This is a genomic window from Actinocrispum wychmicini (assembly GCF_004345645.1).
Classification (GTDB): Bacteria; Actinomycetota; Actinomycetes; order Mycobacteriales; family Pseudonocardiaceae; genus Kibdelosporangium; species Kibdelosporangium wychmicini.
In genome coordinates this window covers 178,644-193,748 of sequence record NZ_SLWS01000012.1, presented here as the reverse complement: position 1 = coordinate 193,748, position 15,105 = coordinate 178,644, and the positions used below count along the sequence as shown (strand labels likewise).

At 68.6% G+C, this 15,105-nt stretch carries 16 protein-coding genes; 8 read left to right on the top strand and 8 right to left on the bottom strand.

The window, feature by feature from the left end; genetic code table 11:
* Nucleotides 1-5: 5 nt before the first annotated feature.
* A complete protein-coding gene (locus tag EV192_RS42315; RefSeq protein ID WP_132124378.1) occupies nt 6-269 on the bottom strand; it encodes a Prokaryotic metallothionein in 264 nt (87 codons plus the stop codon).
* A 231-nt stretch (nt 270-500) separates the two neighbouring features.
* On the opposite strand from EV192_RS42315, the gene EV192_RS42310 reads away from it, so the two are divergent.
* Complete coding sequence (locus EV192_RS42310; RefSeq protein ID WP_165960906.1) at nt 501-1,493, top strand: ABC transporter substrate-binding protein; 993 nt, start codon at nt 501-503, stop codon at nt 1,491-1,493.
* Between the two features lie 63 nt (nt 1,494-1,556).
* Here EV192_RS42310 and EV192_RS42305 read toward each other — a convergent pair whose 3' ends face one another.
* Nucleotides 1,557-2,294: a class I SAM-dependent methyltransferase gene (locus EV192_RS42305; RefSeq protein WP_132124376.1), complete on the bottom strand. Its 738-nt coding sequence runs from the start codon at nt 2,292-2,294 to the stop codon at nt 1,557-1,559.
* 88 nt (nt 2,295-2,382) lie between these two features.
* Complete coding sequence (locus EV192_RS42300) at nt 2,383-3,375, bottom strand: PHP domain-containing protein (protein WP_132124375.1); 993 nt, start codon at nt 3,373-3,375, stop codon at nt 2,383-2,385.
* A gap of 64 nt (nt 3,376-3,439) precedes the next feature.
* Here EV192_RS42300 and EV192_RS42295 point away from each other — a divergent pair, with 64 nt between their 5' ends.
* A complete protein-coding gene (locus EV192_RS42295) occupies nt 3,440-3,637 on the top strand; it encodes a hypothetical protein (RefSeq protein WP_132124374.1) in 198 nt (65 codons plus the stop codon).
* A gap of 45 nt (nt 3,638-3,682) precedes the next feature.
* Nucleotides 3,683-4,321 (top strand): DUF6319 family protein, encoded by a 639-nt coding sequence (locus tag EV192_RS42290; RefSeq protein WP_132124373.1) that lies wholly within the window; start codon nt 3,683-3,685, stop codon nt 4,319-4,321.
* A gap of 144 nt (nt 4,322-4,465) precedes the next feature.
* Here the strand turns inward: EV192_RS42290 and EV192_RS42285 are convergent, their stop codons facing one another.
* A complete protein-coding gene (locus EV192_RS42285) occupies nt 4,466-6,034 on the bottom strand; it encodes an alpha/beta hydrolase (RefSeq protein WP_132124372.1) in 1,569 nt (522 codons plus the stop codon).
* A gap of 117 nt (nt 6,035-6,151) precedes the next feature.
* Between EV192_RS42285 and EV192_RS42280 the strand changes: the two genes are divergently transcribed.
* Nucleotides 6,152-7,063, top strand: a complete 912-nt coding sequence (locus EV192_RS42280; protein ID WP_132124371.1) for an EamA family transporter — start codon at nt 6,152-6,154, stop codon at nt 7,061-7,063.
* Here the strand turns inward: EV192_RS42280 and EV192_RS42275 are convergent.
* Nucleotides 7,022-8,032: an LLM class flavin-dependent oxidoreductase gene (locus EV192_RS42275; RefSeq protein WP_132124370.1), complete on the bottom strand. Its 1,011-nt coding sequence runs from the start codon at nt 8,030-8,032 to the stop codon at nt 7,022-7,024. The genes EV192_RS42280 and EV192_RS42275 overlap by 42 nt on opposite strands.
* A 114-nt stretch (nt 8,033-8,146) precedes the next feature.
* The gene (gene zapE / locus EV192_RS42270) at nt 8,147-9,154 is read right to left on the bottom strand and encodes a cell division protein ZapE (protein ID WP_132124369.1); all 1,008 of its coding nucleotides are present in this window, start codon (nt 9,152-9,154) and stop codon (nt 8,147-8,149) included.
* A 24-nt stretch (nt 9,155-9,178) separates the two neighbouring features.
* Between zapE and EV192_RS42265 the strand changes: the two genes are divergently transcribed.
* The 3 genes from EV192_RS42265 to EV192_RS42255 all read left to right on the top strand — a co-directional run bounded on the left by EV192_RS42265 (nt 9,179) and on the right by EV192_RS42255 (nt 12,428).
* The gene (locus EV192_RS42265) at nt 9,179-9,922 is read left to right on the top strand and encodes a pyrimidine reductase family protein (protein WP_243727412.1); all 744 of its coding nucleotides are present in this window, start codon (nt 9,179-9,181) and stop codon (nt 9,920-9,922) included.
* A 14-nt stretch (nt 9,923-9,936) separates the two neighbouring features.
* On the top strand, nt 9,937-11,010 hold the full coding sequence (locus tag EV192_RS42260) for an ATP-dependent DNA ligase (RefSeq protein ID WP_279495474.1): 1,074 nt from the start codon (nt 9,937-9,939) through the stop codon (nt 11,008-11,010).
* A 440-nt stretch (nt 11,011-11,450) separates the two neighbouring features.
* A complete protein-coding gene (locus tag EV192_RS42255; protein ID WP_132124367.1) occupies nt 11,451-12,428 on the top strand; it encodes an ABC transporter substrate-binding protein in 978 nt (325 codons plus the stop codon).
* Between the two features lie 33 nt (nt 12,429-12,461).
* Here the strand turns inward: EV192_RS42255 and EV192_RS42250 are convergent, their stop codons facing one another.
* Nucleotides 12,462-12,659, bottom strand: a complete 198-nt coding sequence (locus tag EV192_RS42250) for a hypothetical protein (RefSeq protein WP_132124366.1) — start codon at nt 12,657-12,659, stop codon at nt 12,462-12,464.
* Between the two features lie 62 nt (nt 12,660-12,721).
* Nucleotides 12,722-13,396 (bottom strand): phosphatase PAP2 family protein, encoded by a 675-nt coding sequence (locus EV192_RS42245; RefSeq protein ID WP_132124365.1) that lies wholly within the window; start codon nt 13,394-13,396, stop codon nt 12,722-12,724.
* Nucleotides 13,397-13,406: 10 nt separating this feature from the next.
* Between EV192_RS42245 and EV192_RS42240 the strand changes: the two genes are divergently transcribed.
* Nucleotides 13,407-15,086: an ATP-binding cassette domain-containing protein gene (locus EV192_RS42240; RefSeq protein WP_243727411.1), complete on the top strand. Its 1,680-nt coding sequence runs from the start codon at nt 13,407-13,409 to the stop codon at nt 15,084-15,086.
* Nucleotides 15,087-15,105: the final 19 nt, after the last annotated feature.

Below are 15,105 nucleotides of genomic sequence, written 5' to 3'. Positions count from 1 at the left end.
TGCCATCAGCCGGGCAGCGCGCCAACAGTGTCCCGGATCTGGGTGCCGAGCGGCGTCGCGCCCTGCCTGGCACAGTGCGCGCAGCAGAAGAACCTGCCCTCGACCTCGACGCCGTGCCCGAGGATCCGGCATTCGCAGTGTTCGCAACGCGGCGCGAGTTTCTGGACCGCGCACTCGAAGCTGTCGAACGTGTACACGTCTCCGGTGACCGTCCGGACCTCGAAGGCCATCCAGTAGTCGTTGCCGCACACATCGCACGTCTGGTTCATGGGCCGAGCGTGCGGGGTGGCCGCGGGGACGGCAACTCAGGACACGATCGAGGGAACTTGGTATATCCAATTTGATATACCGTGACTGTCCTGGTCGGACACTACGACATTTGGCTGTATCGCACCCCATCCGGTACCGCTAACCTACGGCAATCTTGATCGCTGAGCTCTTTGCGATCGGAGCCACAGGCGAGACCGCCGCTCTAGCCGTTAATGAGAGGACAACTTCACATGCGTCCGAAACGTCGCGTCTACGCTGGCCTGCTTACCGCGGCCATGCTGGCGACGCTGGGTGGATGCGGACTTTTCGGGAAAGCGTCCGGAAATCCGGCTCCGACGGGGGGACTTGAGAAGTCGACCATCAAGGTCGCGGAATTGAAGATCATCGACTGCACGCCTATTCACATGGCCATCGACGCCGGTTATTTCAAGGCGGAAGGCCTGACTGTCGAACTGTCCACGGGCACCAAGGGCTCGGCGAACCTCGACAACGTGATGGGCGGATCGGCCGACATCGTCACGACCAGCTACCCGCCCGCGATCCAGGCGCAGGCGAAGAAGGTGTCCGAGCTGAAAATCGTCTTCGACGCCGTGGCGACCACCGAGAACCTCTTCCTGCTGGTGGTGAAGAAGGACTCGCCGATCAAGGATCTCAGTGCCCTGGTCGGCAAGAAGATCGCCGTGTCGTCGCCGGGTGGCATCGGTGAGTTGGCGCTGCGCGCCCAGTTCAAGCAGCACAACCTGACCGTCGCCAAGGAATCGTTCCTGCCGATGTCCTTCTCCGACATGCCCACCGCGCTGGAGCGGGGCAATGTGGACGCGGCGATCATGAACGAGCCGTTCATCACCCAGGCCCTGCAGCAGAACGGGGTCACCAAGCTGCTGACGCCGTTCACCGGGGCGACCGCGGACTTCCCCACCTCGGGCTGGGTGGCGACGAAGAAGTTCGTCGACGCGAACCCGAAGACGGTGGCCGCGTTCCAACGGGCGATGACCAAGGCCTACGCCGACACGCAGGACCGCAAGAAGGTCGAAGAGGCGACCACCAAGTACTACGGCGTCACCGCGAACGTCGCGTCGCTGATGACGCTGCCGGTGTACCCGACCACCACCGACCCGACCCGCTTCCAGCGCGTCGTCGACCTGATGCACCAGGTGGGCGAGCTGGATCCGAAGTTGAACGTCGACATGCACGACATGGTGATCGAGTCGGCACCGAAGTGACCTGACAACCGCGAAGTAGGGGGCCGCCGGAATCTCCGGCGGCCCCCTACTCGTGAGTAATCCTCAGCCGGTTCGGCTGGCCCGGTAGAGCGTGGCGAAGAACGGCACTTCCAGGGTCTCCGTGCCGTTTTCCACGGCCCTCGCCCGCAGGTGCACCAGGAACCTGCCGATCAGCGACTTCCGTTCCTCGTCGGGCAACGTGATGACGGCGCTGTAGGTCGTGAACAGTCCGCAGATCTCCTCGGGCGTCATCTGCCGCGCGGCGGTCACCACGCGCTTCTCGACCGGCCCGAAAGGCAGGTCTTCCGGCAGGTGGAATTGATGGACCGGCCGGTCGGTCCGATGCGCGGACATAACCATCCGCTGCAGTTCCGGCAGCCACAGGTCGGACTGCCCGCGGTCATACCAGCAAACGCCGAGAACACCGCCTGGTTTGAGGCAGCGCGCCGCCTCCGTGCCCGCCGCGCGCGGATCGAACCAGTGCCAGGCGCTACTCGCGAACACGCCGTCGGCCGTTCCGGTTTCGACCGGCAGCGCCTCGGCTGTGCCTTCCATCACAGTGGCCGTCGGCAACTGTTCGGCCAGCCAGGCGCGCATTCCGGGATCCGGATCAGTGGCCACCACCCGGGCCGCCCGGTCGACCAGAATTCGCGTGAAATGGCCTGTTCCTGAGCCCATTTCGACTGCCAGGCCGCAATTCGGTGGGATCAGCCACTCGGCCAGCTCGGCCGGGATGGCCGGCCGGTGGACGTCATAGTTGGCGGCGTTGACCCCGAAAACCAGACCGGGCTGCGCGGACATGAAGAGAATCCTCCAGTTAGCGTTGGCAACTAATCAGGAGGCTAGCCGGACCGACCCGGCCGTGGATACGGCCGGTCGCAGCAGTCGGTCACCGCCCGTTCGGGTCAGCACGGGTGTTGATGACCCGCTCGGCCGGAACCTCGCAGGCCTCGGCCCGCTCGCAGCCGTGCGGCAACCAGTCCAGCTGACCGGGCGCGTGCGCGTCGCTGTCGATCGAGAACTCGCAACCGACCTGCAGCGCGAGCTTGATCAGCCGCAACGGCGGGTCCAGCCGCTCCGGCCGGGAGTTGATCTCCACCGCGACCCCGTTGTCCCGGCACGCCTCGAACACCGCCTTCGCGTCGAACGTGGACTCGGGCCGGTCCCGGCGAGCGGTCTTCATCCGCCCGGTGCAGTGGCCGAGGATGTCGACGTGCGGGTTGCCGACCGCCCTGATCATCCGCCGGGTCATCTCGGCCGCCGGCATCCGCAGTTTGGAGTGCACGCTGGCGACCACGACGTCCAGTCCCGCCAACAACTCCTCCTCCTGATCCAGGGTGCCGTCCAGCAGGATGTCGACCTCGATCCCGGTCAGGATCCGGAACGGCGCCAGCTCCTCGTTCAGCTCGGCCACCACGTCCAACTGCCGCCGCAGCCGGTCCGGGCTCAGTCCGTTGGCCACGGTCAGGCTGGGCGAGTGGTCGGTCAGCACCATCCACTCGTGCCCCAGATCCCGCGCGGCCTCGGCCATCTCGCGGATCGTGCTGCCACCGTCGGACCATTCGGAATGCGTGTGGCAGTCGCCTTTCAGCGCCGCGCGCATCGCGTCCCCGCCCGCGACGGGCAGCTTCGCCTCCTCGGTCAGCCGGGTGAGGTACTCCGGCTCACGTCCGTTGACCGCGTCGGTGATCACGCCAGCGGTCGTCTTGCCGATCCCGGGAAGCCGCGTCAGCGTGCCGCGTTTCGCCCGCAGCTCAACGTCTTCCGGCGGTAGTTCGTCCATCAGGGCCGCGGCCTTGCGGAACGCCTGCACCTTGAACGTGGGCTCGCCGGCGCGTTCCAGGTAGAAGCCGATCAGCCGGAGTGCCTTCGCGGGATCCATGCGGACATCATCCCCCTTAGTACCATGGACGGCAGTCTGCCTTTCGCGGGAAGGAGGTTCGCCGGTGTCGCCACAGGACTACCTGGTTCGGTACGTCGGCGGGCCGCTCGACGGCCGAGTGGACACCCTGCCGTCGTCCCCGGAGTCGTTGAAGGAGACGGTCACCCACGTCCACCTGCACGGCGGTCCCAAGATCGTGCACCACTACGACCTGCACTACGCGGTCGAGTACGGGTGTGAATACCGGTTGCGTACAGACTGACGGGGATCCGGCGGAACTGTCGTACCCCTGCGGCACCATACGTCCATGCTTTCCGAACAGGACATCCGCACCCTGCGTTCCGCCCTTGACGCCGGCAAGCCGGCCACGGTCTGGTTCACCGCCAAGGCGGTCGGGGTGGATCCGGGGAAGTCCGGGAAGGTGCTGTCCTTCGCCGAACCGGCCCAGGGCGACTTCATCGAGGTCCGGCCGACCGGCTCCCAGGACACCCTGTCCTTCTCCGTCGCGGAGCTCACCATGACCCGTCCCAAACCGCGCCCGACGCCCAAGAAGCCGGCCGCGCCCGCCAAGGAGGCCGAGCCCGCCGTGCCCACCCCGCCGGCGGAGGTCGAGATCTACCAGCCCGCGCCGGTCGAGAAACCGGCCGCCGCCAAGGCGAAACCGGCCTCCCGTCGGGTGAAGGTGCCCGCGGAGGTCACGGTCACCCTGCACGCCACCGCCCGCGGCGAGTGGACCGTGGAGGTCGTCGTCGGCACCAAGCGCACGATCCGGGCCCGCGCCGTGCCGGCGGTCGCCATCGCCAAAGCGGCCAAGGAACTCCCGGACGACGTGGAGAGCGCGATCAGCGCGGTGCTGGACTCGGCCCGGGACCAGCACCGCGAAAGAATCGCGCTCCTGCAAGCGGAACTGGACGCGGCCCGCCGCGCCCTCGACGACCTGAACTAGAGCCGTGTCGCGCGTTCCCGGACGGTGTGTCGCGCGTTCCGGGACCACGAAACGCGCCTTGCCAGGCCGCAACGAGGGTGATGGGGCGGCGGCTTGCCCGGGAACGGCGAACTCACGGTCCCGGAACGCGCGACACGCCCGGGGTCAGGGTGGGCAGGCTGTGCCGGCGGCGGGGACTTTGCCGTCGACCAGGAAGGTTTTGGCCGTGTCGGCCACGCAGCTCGAGTTCTGGATCGAGCCGTGGCCGGCGCCCTGCCAGGAGATCATGACCGCGCTCGGCAGTTGCTGTGCCGCGCGTTGGGTGCCCGCCTCGGGGGTCACCGGGTCCGCGGCCGTGGTGATGACGACCAACGGCGGCAGTCCGCGCCCGCTCAGCGACAGCGGCGGCCGGGCCGCCACGGACCACGCACTGCACAGCACCAGGCCTTCCGCCATCACGCCGCCGAACAACGGGTAGCGGGTCCGCCAGTCCTTGGCGGTGGCGTTGAGCCGTTCCAGCGCCAGTCGGGTCTTGGTGTCGTTGCACTCGGTCACCAGCGCGATGTCGAGACTCGCCGGCTGGTCCCGCGTGTCCAGCAGCATCGGTTTGACCCACGAGAACAGTTGGTCGCCCTGGCCGCTCTTGGCCAACGCGATGTGGTCGGCGAGCATCGGCCAGTTACGGCGGTCCGACAGGCCGATGAGCACCGCGCGGGCCGCGACACCCGCGGTCAGCCGGGACGAGTCCGTCGTGGTCAACGGGGTGGTCCGCAACTGGTTGAGCAGGTCGAGGAACGCCTGTTTGGGGTCTGTGCCGAGGCTGCACTTGCGGGCCACGCAGTCCTTCGCGAACTCGCCGAACGCGGCCTCGGCGCCGGTCGCCTCGCCTTCCATGGTGACGAGGGTGTCGTCGCTGGGGTCCGGCAAGCCGTCGTACACCATGCGGCCGACGCGCTCGGGGTATCGGTCCGCGTACACCCCGAGGACACGGGAGCCCTCGCCGAACCCGATCGCGTTCAGGTGCTGGACGCCGAGCACCTCCCGGATCCGGTCGAGATCCGCGGACGTCCGCCAGGTGTCCATGGCGTACAGCCGGTTCTCCAGCGTGACCACGCACTGCTGGCCGGCTTTCCGGACCGAGTCCAGCAGGTCCTCCATGTCCGGCGCGGCCGGGTCGATGCTGATCATCTCGGTCCGGATGTCGTCCGGAACGCAGCGGACCGCCTCGGAGCCGCCGGACCCGCGGCGGTCCACGCCGACGAGGTAGAACGTCTTCAGAAGGTCCGCCGGCAGGCTGGTGGCCAGTTCCGCGGCCCGGACCGCGCCGGACTGGCCGTCGATGTCGTTCACCACGACCAACGGGACCGTGCCCGTGCCGACCTTCAATACGTTGATCCGCAGCGGCCCGCGACCGGGCAGGCTGGGGGAGTCGAGCACGCTGGGCACCCGGGCGCACTGCGGGCCGAGTGCCTGCGCGGCCGTTGTCAGCCGAGCCTTCATCGAGTCGTCGCAGTCGGTCCAGTTGATCATGGACCGGCCGGGCGGGTCCAACGGCGGCAACGGTGTGGCCGACGGCGTGGGTGACGGGGGTGCCTGCGGCGCCAGGGGGCCGTCGTTGACGACCATGGCCGGGCGGTTGGACGGGCCGGCGGTACAGGCTGAGGTGATCAGGACGGCGGTGACCAGGGCGATGGTCGCGAGCGGCAGTGTTCTCCAACGCGACCCGGTACCCATGCGATGCAGCCTGGCATGTGCCAGGTGTGACCGGTGTTTGATTCCTTCTGGCACGGCTGTCCCAGATTCTGGAAACGGATGTGACCGCCGGGGCCCTCGTCACGCACTATCCGGGACATGGCCACCATGCACGTCGACCGGGCAGGACGCGGTCTGCCGAGGTTCGGCTTCGCCGCGCTCGCCGGACGGACCCTCGGCGCGATCCCCCCGCCCGCCCAGGTCCTCTTCGGCATCCTCAGCGTCCAGGTCGGCGCGGCCGTCGCCAAGCAACTTTTCGGCGCCGTGGGCAGTGTGGGCACCGTCGCGTTGCGAATCTTCTTCGCGGCGGCGGTGTTGCTGCTGATCTGGCGTCCGTCGCTGCGCATGGACCGACGAACGTGGAGCGTGGTGCTCGGTTTCGGCGTCGTGCTCGGCGTCATGAACCTGTGCTTCTACCTGGCGTTGTCCCACATTCCCCTGGGCGTCGCGGTGACCATCGAGTTCATCGGCCCCCTGACGGTCGCGCTGATCGGGTCACGGCGGCTGGTGGACGGCCTGTGGGTGCTGCTCGCCGCCGGCGGTGTGGTGCTGCTCACCGAGGGACGCGGCGACCTGCATCTGGTGGGGATCCTGCTCGCGCTCGCCGCCGGCGCGTGCTGGGGCCTGTACATCCTGCTGGGTGGCGCGTTGGGACGGCACACGTCCGAGGGCACCGGCCTGGCGGTCGGGATGGGTGTCGCCGCTCTGGTCACCGTGCCTTTCGGGGTGATCAACTCGGGGACGGCGTTGTTCTCACCGTCCATCCTGATCCTCGGGGCACTCGTGGCCCTGTTGTCGTCCGTCGTGCCGTACTCGCTCGAACTGGAGGCACTGCGCCGGATCCCGCCGCGCGTGTTCGGCATCCTGATGAGCATGGAGCCCGCGGTGGCCGCGGTCGTCGGGTTGTTCGTGCTGCACGAGAACCTGGGCGTCTGGCAGTGGGTCGCGATCCTGTGCGTGGTCGGCGCGTCAGTCGGCGCCACTCGAACCGCGAAGCCGCGCGACAAGTGAGAACGAGTGCTTCCGCGCCGCCGGGTCGTGCGTCATGGTCACCACCATCAGCTCGTCGGCCTCGGTCTCACCCAGCAGCTTCTCGATGCCCCGCTCGACCGTCTCCGGGCTGCCGATGATCTGGTTGGCCAGCCGGTCGTCGACGAACTTCCGCTCAAGCGGGCTGTAGTCGTACGCCGCCGCCTCCTCCGGCGTGGGCACCAGCCCGGGGCGGCCGGACCGCAGCCGCAGGAACGACAACGCTCCGGATCCGGCCAGGAATCGGGCCTCCTCGTCGGTGTCCGCGGCCAGCACGGAGGCCGCGACCAGTGCGTAAGGCTTGGCCAGTTCGGCTGACGGACGGAAGTTCTGCCGGTAGAGCCGAAGCGCCGGCAGGGTGTTCTCGGCGCTGAAGTGGTGCGCGAACGCGAACGGCAGGCCGAGCATGCCAGCCAGTTGCGCGCTGTACCCGCTCGACCCGAGCAGCCACACCGGCGGCCGGTTGCCCGCGGCCGGCACGGCCGTGATCGGGCGGCGCTGTCCCGGCGTGAAGTAGTCGACCAGTTCGTTGAGCTGCTCGGGGAAGTCGTCGGCGGACAGCGGCGCCGGGGACCGGCGCAGGGCGTGCGCGGTGACCGGGTCGGTGCCGGGTGCCCGGCCGAGCCCCAGGTCGATCCGGCCGGGATGCAGTGCCTCCAGCATGCCGAACTGTTCGGCGACCACCAGCGGCGCGTGGTTGGGCAGCATCACGCCGCCGGAGCCGACCCGGATGTGCTCGGTGGCGGTCGCGACGTGGCCGATCAGGACCGCGGGCGCCGAGCTGGCGACGCCGGGCATGTTGTGGTGCTCGGCCACCCAGAACCGGTGGTAGCCGAGACTTTCCACGTGCCGCGCCAAATCCAGGGTGTTCCGCAGGGCCTCGCGCGACGTGGATCCCTCGGAGACCGTCGCGAGGTCGAGAACGGACAGCGGTACCGGTGCGATCGCCATGCCCCGGTCAAGCGGCGACTCACTCCGCTTTATTCCCGAAGGTCGGCTGTGATCCACAACGCAGGTCCGCGTTGACGGAAACCGTCACCAGATCTGCCCTGCTGACGATTTCCGTCATTCGGTCGCGTCTCGGGCGAGCGCGGTCAGCCGGCTGATCGACCGCAGGTACTTCTTCCGGTACCCGCCCCGCAGCATCTCGTCGGTGAACAGCGCGGACAGCGGTTCGCCGGACACCGCCACAGGCACCGCGCGGTCGTACAGCCGGTCCGCGAACGCCACCACGCGCAGCCCCACGTCCTGGTCCGGGACCGCGTGCAGTCCCTTGATGTGCACCGCCGGGACGCCCGCGACCAACTTCCCGTATCTGGACGGATGCAGCTTCGCCAGGTGCCCGCACAACGCGTCGAAGTCGTCCACAGTGGACCCCGGCAGCGCGGCCGCGTGCCCGTCGATCTCCGCGTCGGTCCACGGGTCCGGGGCGTCCGGCAGGCCGCGGTGGCGGTAGTCGGGGCCGTCCACCCGGACGACCGTGAACCGCGCCGCCAGCGACTGGATCTCCCGGATGAACTCGTCCGCCGCGAACCTGCCCTCGCCGAGCTTGTCGGGCAACGTGTTCGACGTCGTGGCCACGTGCACGCCCGCGTCGGTCAGTTCCCTGAGCAGTCGGGAGACGAGCGTGGTGTCGCCGGGGTCGTCGAGTTCGAACTCGTCGATGGCGAGGAGTTTGTGTTCGGACAGTCGGCGAACCGACTCGGCGAACCCCAAGGCGCCCACCAGGTGCGTGATCTCCACGAACGTCCCGTACGCCTTCGGTCCGGTCACCGCGTGCCAGATCGACGCGAGCAGGTGGGTCTTGCCGACGCCGAACCCGCCGTCGAGATACAGGCCGGGCGCCGGCTCCTGCGGACGGCGTCCGAACATGCCCTTGCGACGTCGAGGCACCGCGACCCGTGCCGCGAACTCACGGCCCGCCGTCACCGCCGCGGCCTGGGTGGGCTCGTCCGGATTCGGAACGTACGTCTCGAAGCGGACGCCCGTGAACCGGGGCGGCGGCGCCAGCTCGGCGACCAGCTCCGCCGGCGCCAGCACCGGATGGCGGTCTACCAGGCGTGGAGCGGACATGGGCCGCATGCTCTCATTGACGCCGTGCACACACTGTGGCCGGACCCCACCGCGGCCGAGGCGACCGACCAGGCCCTCGAGTCGGTCTATGCCTACCCGGAGAACCTGGACCGTCCCTGGGTCCAGGTGAATTTCGTGACCAGCCTGGACGGCGCGGTGTCCGTGGGCGGCCGGTCCTCGGGCCTGTCCGGCCCGGGGGACCAGCGGGTGTTCCACATCCACCGGGACATCTGTGACGTGATCCTGGTCGGCGCCGCGACCGCGCTGATCGAGCGCTATCGGGGGCTGAAGCGCAACGAGGTCCGGGCCGAGCGCCGGGCCCGGCTCGGGCTGGCCGAGCTGCCGCCGGTCGCCGTGGTCACCGCGAAGGCGTCGATCACCCCGGACTCCCTGCTGGTCTCGGACACGATCGTGCCGCCGATCATCCTGACGTGCGAGTCCGCGCCGCCGGACCGGCGGAAGGCGCTGGCCGACGCGGGTGCCGACGTGGTGGTCGTCGGGGACGAGGACGTCGACCTGGTCGCCGCCATGACCGAGCTGAACCGGCGCGGGCTTCGCCGGGTCGACTGCGAGGGCGGGCCACGGCTGTTCGGGCACATGATCGTCGCCGAACTGGTTGACCAGCTGTGCCTGACGCTGTCGCCGCTGCTCACGGCGTGTGACGCCGGTCGGATCGTCGGTGGGCCCACGCTGACCGCGCCACGCGGGATGAAGTTGCACGCGGTCCTGCGGGACGGGGATTTCCTGATGCTGACGTATCGCCGTTGAGGCAGGATGCGGGAGTGCTGACTCCCCCGGTGAAGCCCATGCTGGCCAAAGCGGCCGGCACCATCCCGGACGGCGCCGACCTGATCTTCGAGCCGAAGTGGGACGGGTTCCGCTGCCTGGTGTTCCGCGACGGATCCGAAGTGGTCCTGCAGTCCCGCTCCGCGAAGCCGCTGAACAGGTACTTCCCCGAGATGGTCGCCCGGCTGGCGGCCGGCCTGCCGGACCGGGTCGTGCTGGACGGCGAGCTGGTGGTCGGCAAGGCCGGCCGGCTCGACTTCGACGCCCTGTCCGAACGCATCCACCCCGCGGCCAGCCGCGTGAACCTGCTCGCCGAGCAGACGCCGGCCACGTTCGTGGCGTTCGACGTGCTGCAGCTGCCGTCCGGACCGGTGCTGGAATCGCCCGGGATCGAGCGGCGGGAGATGCTGGTGAAGCTGGTCGCGGACACCGACAGTGTCAGCCTGACCCCGGCGACCCAGGACGTGGAGCTGGCCCGCCAGTGGTTCACCCTGTTCGAGGGCGCCGGTCTGGACGGCGTGATCGGCAAGCCGGCTCAGGGGCCGTACACACCGGACAAGCGGACCATGCTGAAGTTCAAGCACTCCCGCACCGCGGACTGCGTCGTGGCGGGGCTGCGCTGGTACAAGGACACCGAACCCGGCACGTCGGTCGGGTCGCTGCTGCTCGGTCTGTACGACGAGAAGGGCGTGTTGCACAACGTGGGCGTGGTCGGGTCGTTCCCGGCCGAACGGCGCCGAGAACTGGCCGTGGAGCTGGCCGAGCTGATGCCCGGCGGCGAGGACGACCACCCGTGGCTCGGCGAGGTCGCCGAGGGCACGCGCGTTCCTGGGGAGATCAACCGGTGGCGGAGCGCGCAGGCCGCGTGGGTGCCGCTGCGGCGGGAACGTGTGGTCGAAGTCGCCTACGAGCACACCGAGGGCGGGCATCCAGGACGGTTCCGGCACACCGCGCAGTTCATCCGGTGGCGTCCGGACCGGGAGGCCGCGTCGTGCGGCTACGAACAACTTGAGGAACCCGCCCGGTACGACCTGGACGCGGTGCTCAAGGGCGAGGTCCGCGGCCGCTAGATCCCCTGCGTCCGGAACGAATTGGTGTTTCGGTGACTTACGACGCACGGCGGCAGAAGTACCCACCGTTTTTTGCGCGCAATGTGCGTACGGTAACGAACCGGTATTCGTGCGTATTTAGAATTGATCACGAAAATCGTTCCTTTGTGTTCGTCCGGTTACCCAAATGGACAGGCCAGTTGACTGTTCCTGCAGTGCTTCGCGACCTGGAAAATTACTCACCGCCCGGCGCCGACCTGCCTACCTGTGACAACGTGATTCTGTTGCGCCTACTGGGGTTCCTGTGTTAGGACGGACGGGGCAGCATGAGTGAGCCGCATGGCCCCGGCCGAAGGTAGGTTTCGACAAGATAGCCTGTCGTTTAGGGTCCGACCACGCACGCGGGGAGCGTGCATTAGCGGGGGCAGCGGGAAAATGAGGACTGTGTGTTGAATCGTCCCATGGAATCAGTACGGGATTCGGTGTTGCGGCGGCGCACGCTGCTCGCGGGTATGGGCGCGTTCGCGTTGAGCGCGTGCAGCAGCAAGCCCGCGCAACCCACCACTCCGGCTGTGGAGCAGCCGGGGATCCGGTTAGGTGTCCTGCAGGTGACCGACACCGCCCCGCTGTTCGTGGCGCAGCGCGAGGGGATCTTCGAGAAGCACGGCCTGCAGCCGAAGTTCGTCACCATGGAACTCACCGGTGACCAGCGGATCGACCTGGAACACGGGGTCGCGGACGTCACGTTCGACAGCTGGGTGACCATCTTCCTGAACGTCGCCGACGGCGCCGACTGGGTGGTGCTCGGCGAGGCGTACCAGGCCGGCCCACGCTCGACCGGCCTGCTGGTGTCGCCCAGCTCCCGGCTGCGGTCGGTGAACGATCTCGCCGGCAAGCGCATCGGCGTGAACAACCTTCGTGGCCTCGGTGTGCTGCTCACCAACAGCGTGCTGGCCACCAACGGCATGAAACCCAGTGACGTGCAGTACGTCGAGATGCCGTTCGACAAGATCGCGGACTCGGTCCGGAAAGGCGAGGTCAGCGCGGGCTGGCTGGTCGAGCCGTACCTGACGCGGGCCCAGCTGGACGTCGGCTGCGTGTTGCTGGCGGACACCGCGGTGGGCGCGACCGCCGACTTCCCCCAGTCCGGCTACGCGTGCGCGCGCAGCTTCGCCCGTAAGTACCCGGGCACGGTTCGTGCGTTCCAGCGCGTCCTCGCCGAGGCTCAGTCCCGTGCGCTGGACCGGTCGACGGTCGAAGCCGTGCTGCCGGACTACGTGCAGGTGAGCAAGAGCGTCGCGCAGCTGATGAACCTGGGCACGTACCCGACCACGACACTGGCGATCCGACCGCAGCGCGTGGTGGACCTGATGTACACGCAGCAGTTCCTGAAATCCAGGATCAACGTCGAGGAGCGGATGGCCGCCGGCACGACGTAGTCCAAAACACCCGTAGTCCCAGACACCGTAGTCCTAGGACTTGTTCCGGCGGTTGGCGTTCACCAGGGTCCACACCGAGACGGGCTGCCGTGTGTCGGAGGTCTCCGGCGCGCGCTCGGCCGCGCGCGGCTTCTCCGCAGCGCGGGCCCGTGGCCTGGGCGCAGCGTCCTGAGGCTCGCGTTGCGAACTGAGTTCAAGGCGTAGTTGGTCGTAGATCGGTGTATCGGTCACCGCCACCCCTTCCGTCGCCGTATCGCTGCACGGGACAGATTACGCATGGTGTGCGAGCGGGCTCACAGCGCCACCCCGGAAACCACGGTCTTCCGCGACCGTTGTCGCTTCGTGGCACCCCAGTCGATGGCCAACGCGGTGGCGAGCACCGTCGCGACAGCCAGACACGCGCCGCCGATGACGTCCGTCACGTAGTGGTACTTCATGCCGATGAGCCCGGTCGCGGCGACGACGGCGACACCGAACGCGCCGACGATCGTCAGCGCCATCAACGACTTGTGCGTACCGCTCGTGACCACCGTGAGCACGAACACGGTCAATACGGCGACCATGCTCGTGGTGTGGCCGCTGGGGAACGCCAGGTTGTTGGCGTTGTTGATGGTCCGGTCGATCATCGGCTTCAGCACACCGCTCACCCCGACGGCGAGCAACGGCGCGACGACCGCGAGTATCGCCACTCGCGGTCGGCGTCGCGCGATCATGAGCATGACGAACAACGCGACCACGACGACGAGCAGTATGGGGTCGGTCGGCATGAGCATGGTCTCCAGCAGCTCGCGCTCCCCGACGAAGCGCTTGTAGACCTCGCCGTACACGGCCTGGTCGAACGGGGTGCCCACGCGCTGCTGGTGGAACATGAGGCCGAGCGTGACGACCACGAGCGCGCAGACCGCCGAGACCACCGCGACCGGACGGACCTTTCCCGACGGGACGAGTCGTGTTCCGGCTGTCTGCACACCTTCCACTATGCATCAGGAAATCGTTCGCCGATCACTGCACGTGTCCGGCACCATCGCTCAGGTGGGATTCCTGGACGCGAGCGGACTCGCCTACAAGCTGCCCGACGGGCGGGAACTGTTCCGTGACGTGACGTTCCGGGTGGGCGCCGGCGCCGTCGTGGCACTCGTCGGAACGAACGGTGTCGGGAAGACCACACTGCTGCGCATCCTCGGCGGCGAGCTGGCGGCGTCCGACGGCGGCGTGCGGGTCGAGGGCAGGTTCGCGGTGATGCCGCAGTTCGTCGGTTCGGTTCGGGACGACCGCACGGTCCGCGACCTGCTGCTGGCGGCCGCGTCCCCGGCTTTGCGGGCCGCGGCGGCCGACGTGGAAGCGGCGGAACTGCGGATGATGGACGACGACAGCGAGCCCGCACAGATGCAGTACGCGTCCGCGCTGGCCACCTGGGGCGAGGCCGGCGGGTACACCGCTGAGGTCCTATGGGACACCGTCACGGTCGCGGCGCTCGGGATTCCGTACGAACGCGCGCAGTACCGCGGCGCGGCCTCGTTGTCCGGCGGTGAGCAGAAGCGGCTCGTCCTGGAGGCGCTGCTGCGCGGCCCGGAACAGGTGCTGCTGCTCGACGAGCCGGACAACTACCTGGACGTGCCCGGAAAACGGTGGCTGGAGGACCGGCTGCGGGACTCGGCCAAGGCGATCCTGCTGGTCAGCCACGACCGGGAACTCCTCGCCCAGGCGGCCACCCACGTCGTCACGATCGAAGGCGGGACGACGTGGACCCACCACGGCGGCTTCTCGTCGTGGTCGGACGCCCGGGAAGCCCGCTGGGACCGGTTCGCCGAGCTGCGGCGGCGCTGGGACGAGAAGCACGAACAGCTGCGCCAGCTGGTGCTGACGCTCCGCCAGCAGGCCAGCGTCAACGACGGGATGGCCTCCCGTTATCACGCCGCCGTCACCCGGCTGAAGAAGTTCGAGGAGACCGGCGCGCCGCCGTTGCCCCCGAAGACGGAGAAAGTCAAGCCGCGACTGCGCGGCGGCCGGACCGCGCTACGGGCGGTGACGTGCTCGTCGCTCGAACTCACCGGCCTGATGAAACCGTTCGACCTGGAGGTCTTCTTCGGCGACCGGGTCTGCGTGCTCGGCTCGAACGGCTCCGGCAAAAGCCACATCCTCCGGCTCGTCAACAGCGAACCGGTCGCCCACACCGGCACGTGCCGACTGGGTGCCCGAGTCGTGCCCGGCCTGTTCGCCCAAACCCACCACCACCCGGAATGGGTCGGCCGGACCCTCGTGGACATCCTGTGGCACGGCTCGGAAGGCCGCGCAGGCGTCGACCGCGGCACGGCCATGTCCGCGTTGTCCCGCTACGGCCTGGCCGCCGCCGGCGACCAGCGTTTCGAAACCCTCTCCGGCGGCCAGCAGGCCCGCTTCCAGGTCCTCCTCCTGGAGGCCTCCGGAGCGACCCTGCTGTTGCTGGACGAACCCACCGACAACCTGGACCTGGTGTCCAGCCAGGCCCTGCAGGCGGCGCTCGACCAGTTCACCGGCACGGTGATCGCGGTGACCCACGACCGCTGGTTCGCCAGCAGGCGCTCCTTCGACCGCTACCTGGTGTTCCGGTCGGACGGCCAAGTGTCCGAAGTGGACGAGCCGGTCTGGGAAGAGGGCCGGGTCCAACGCGCCCGGTGACCATACCCAGGACTGCGGC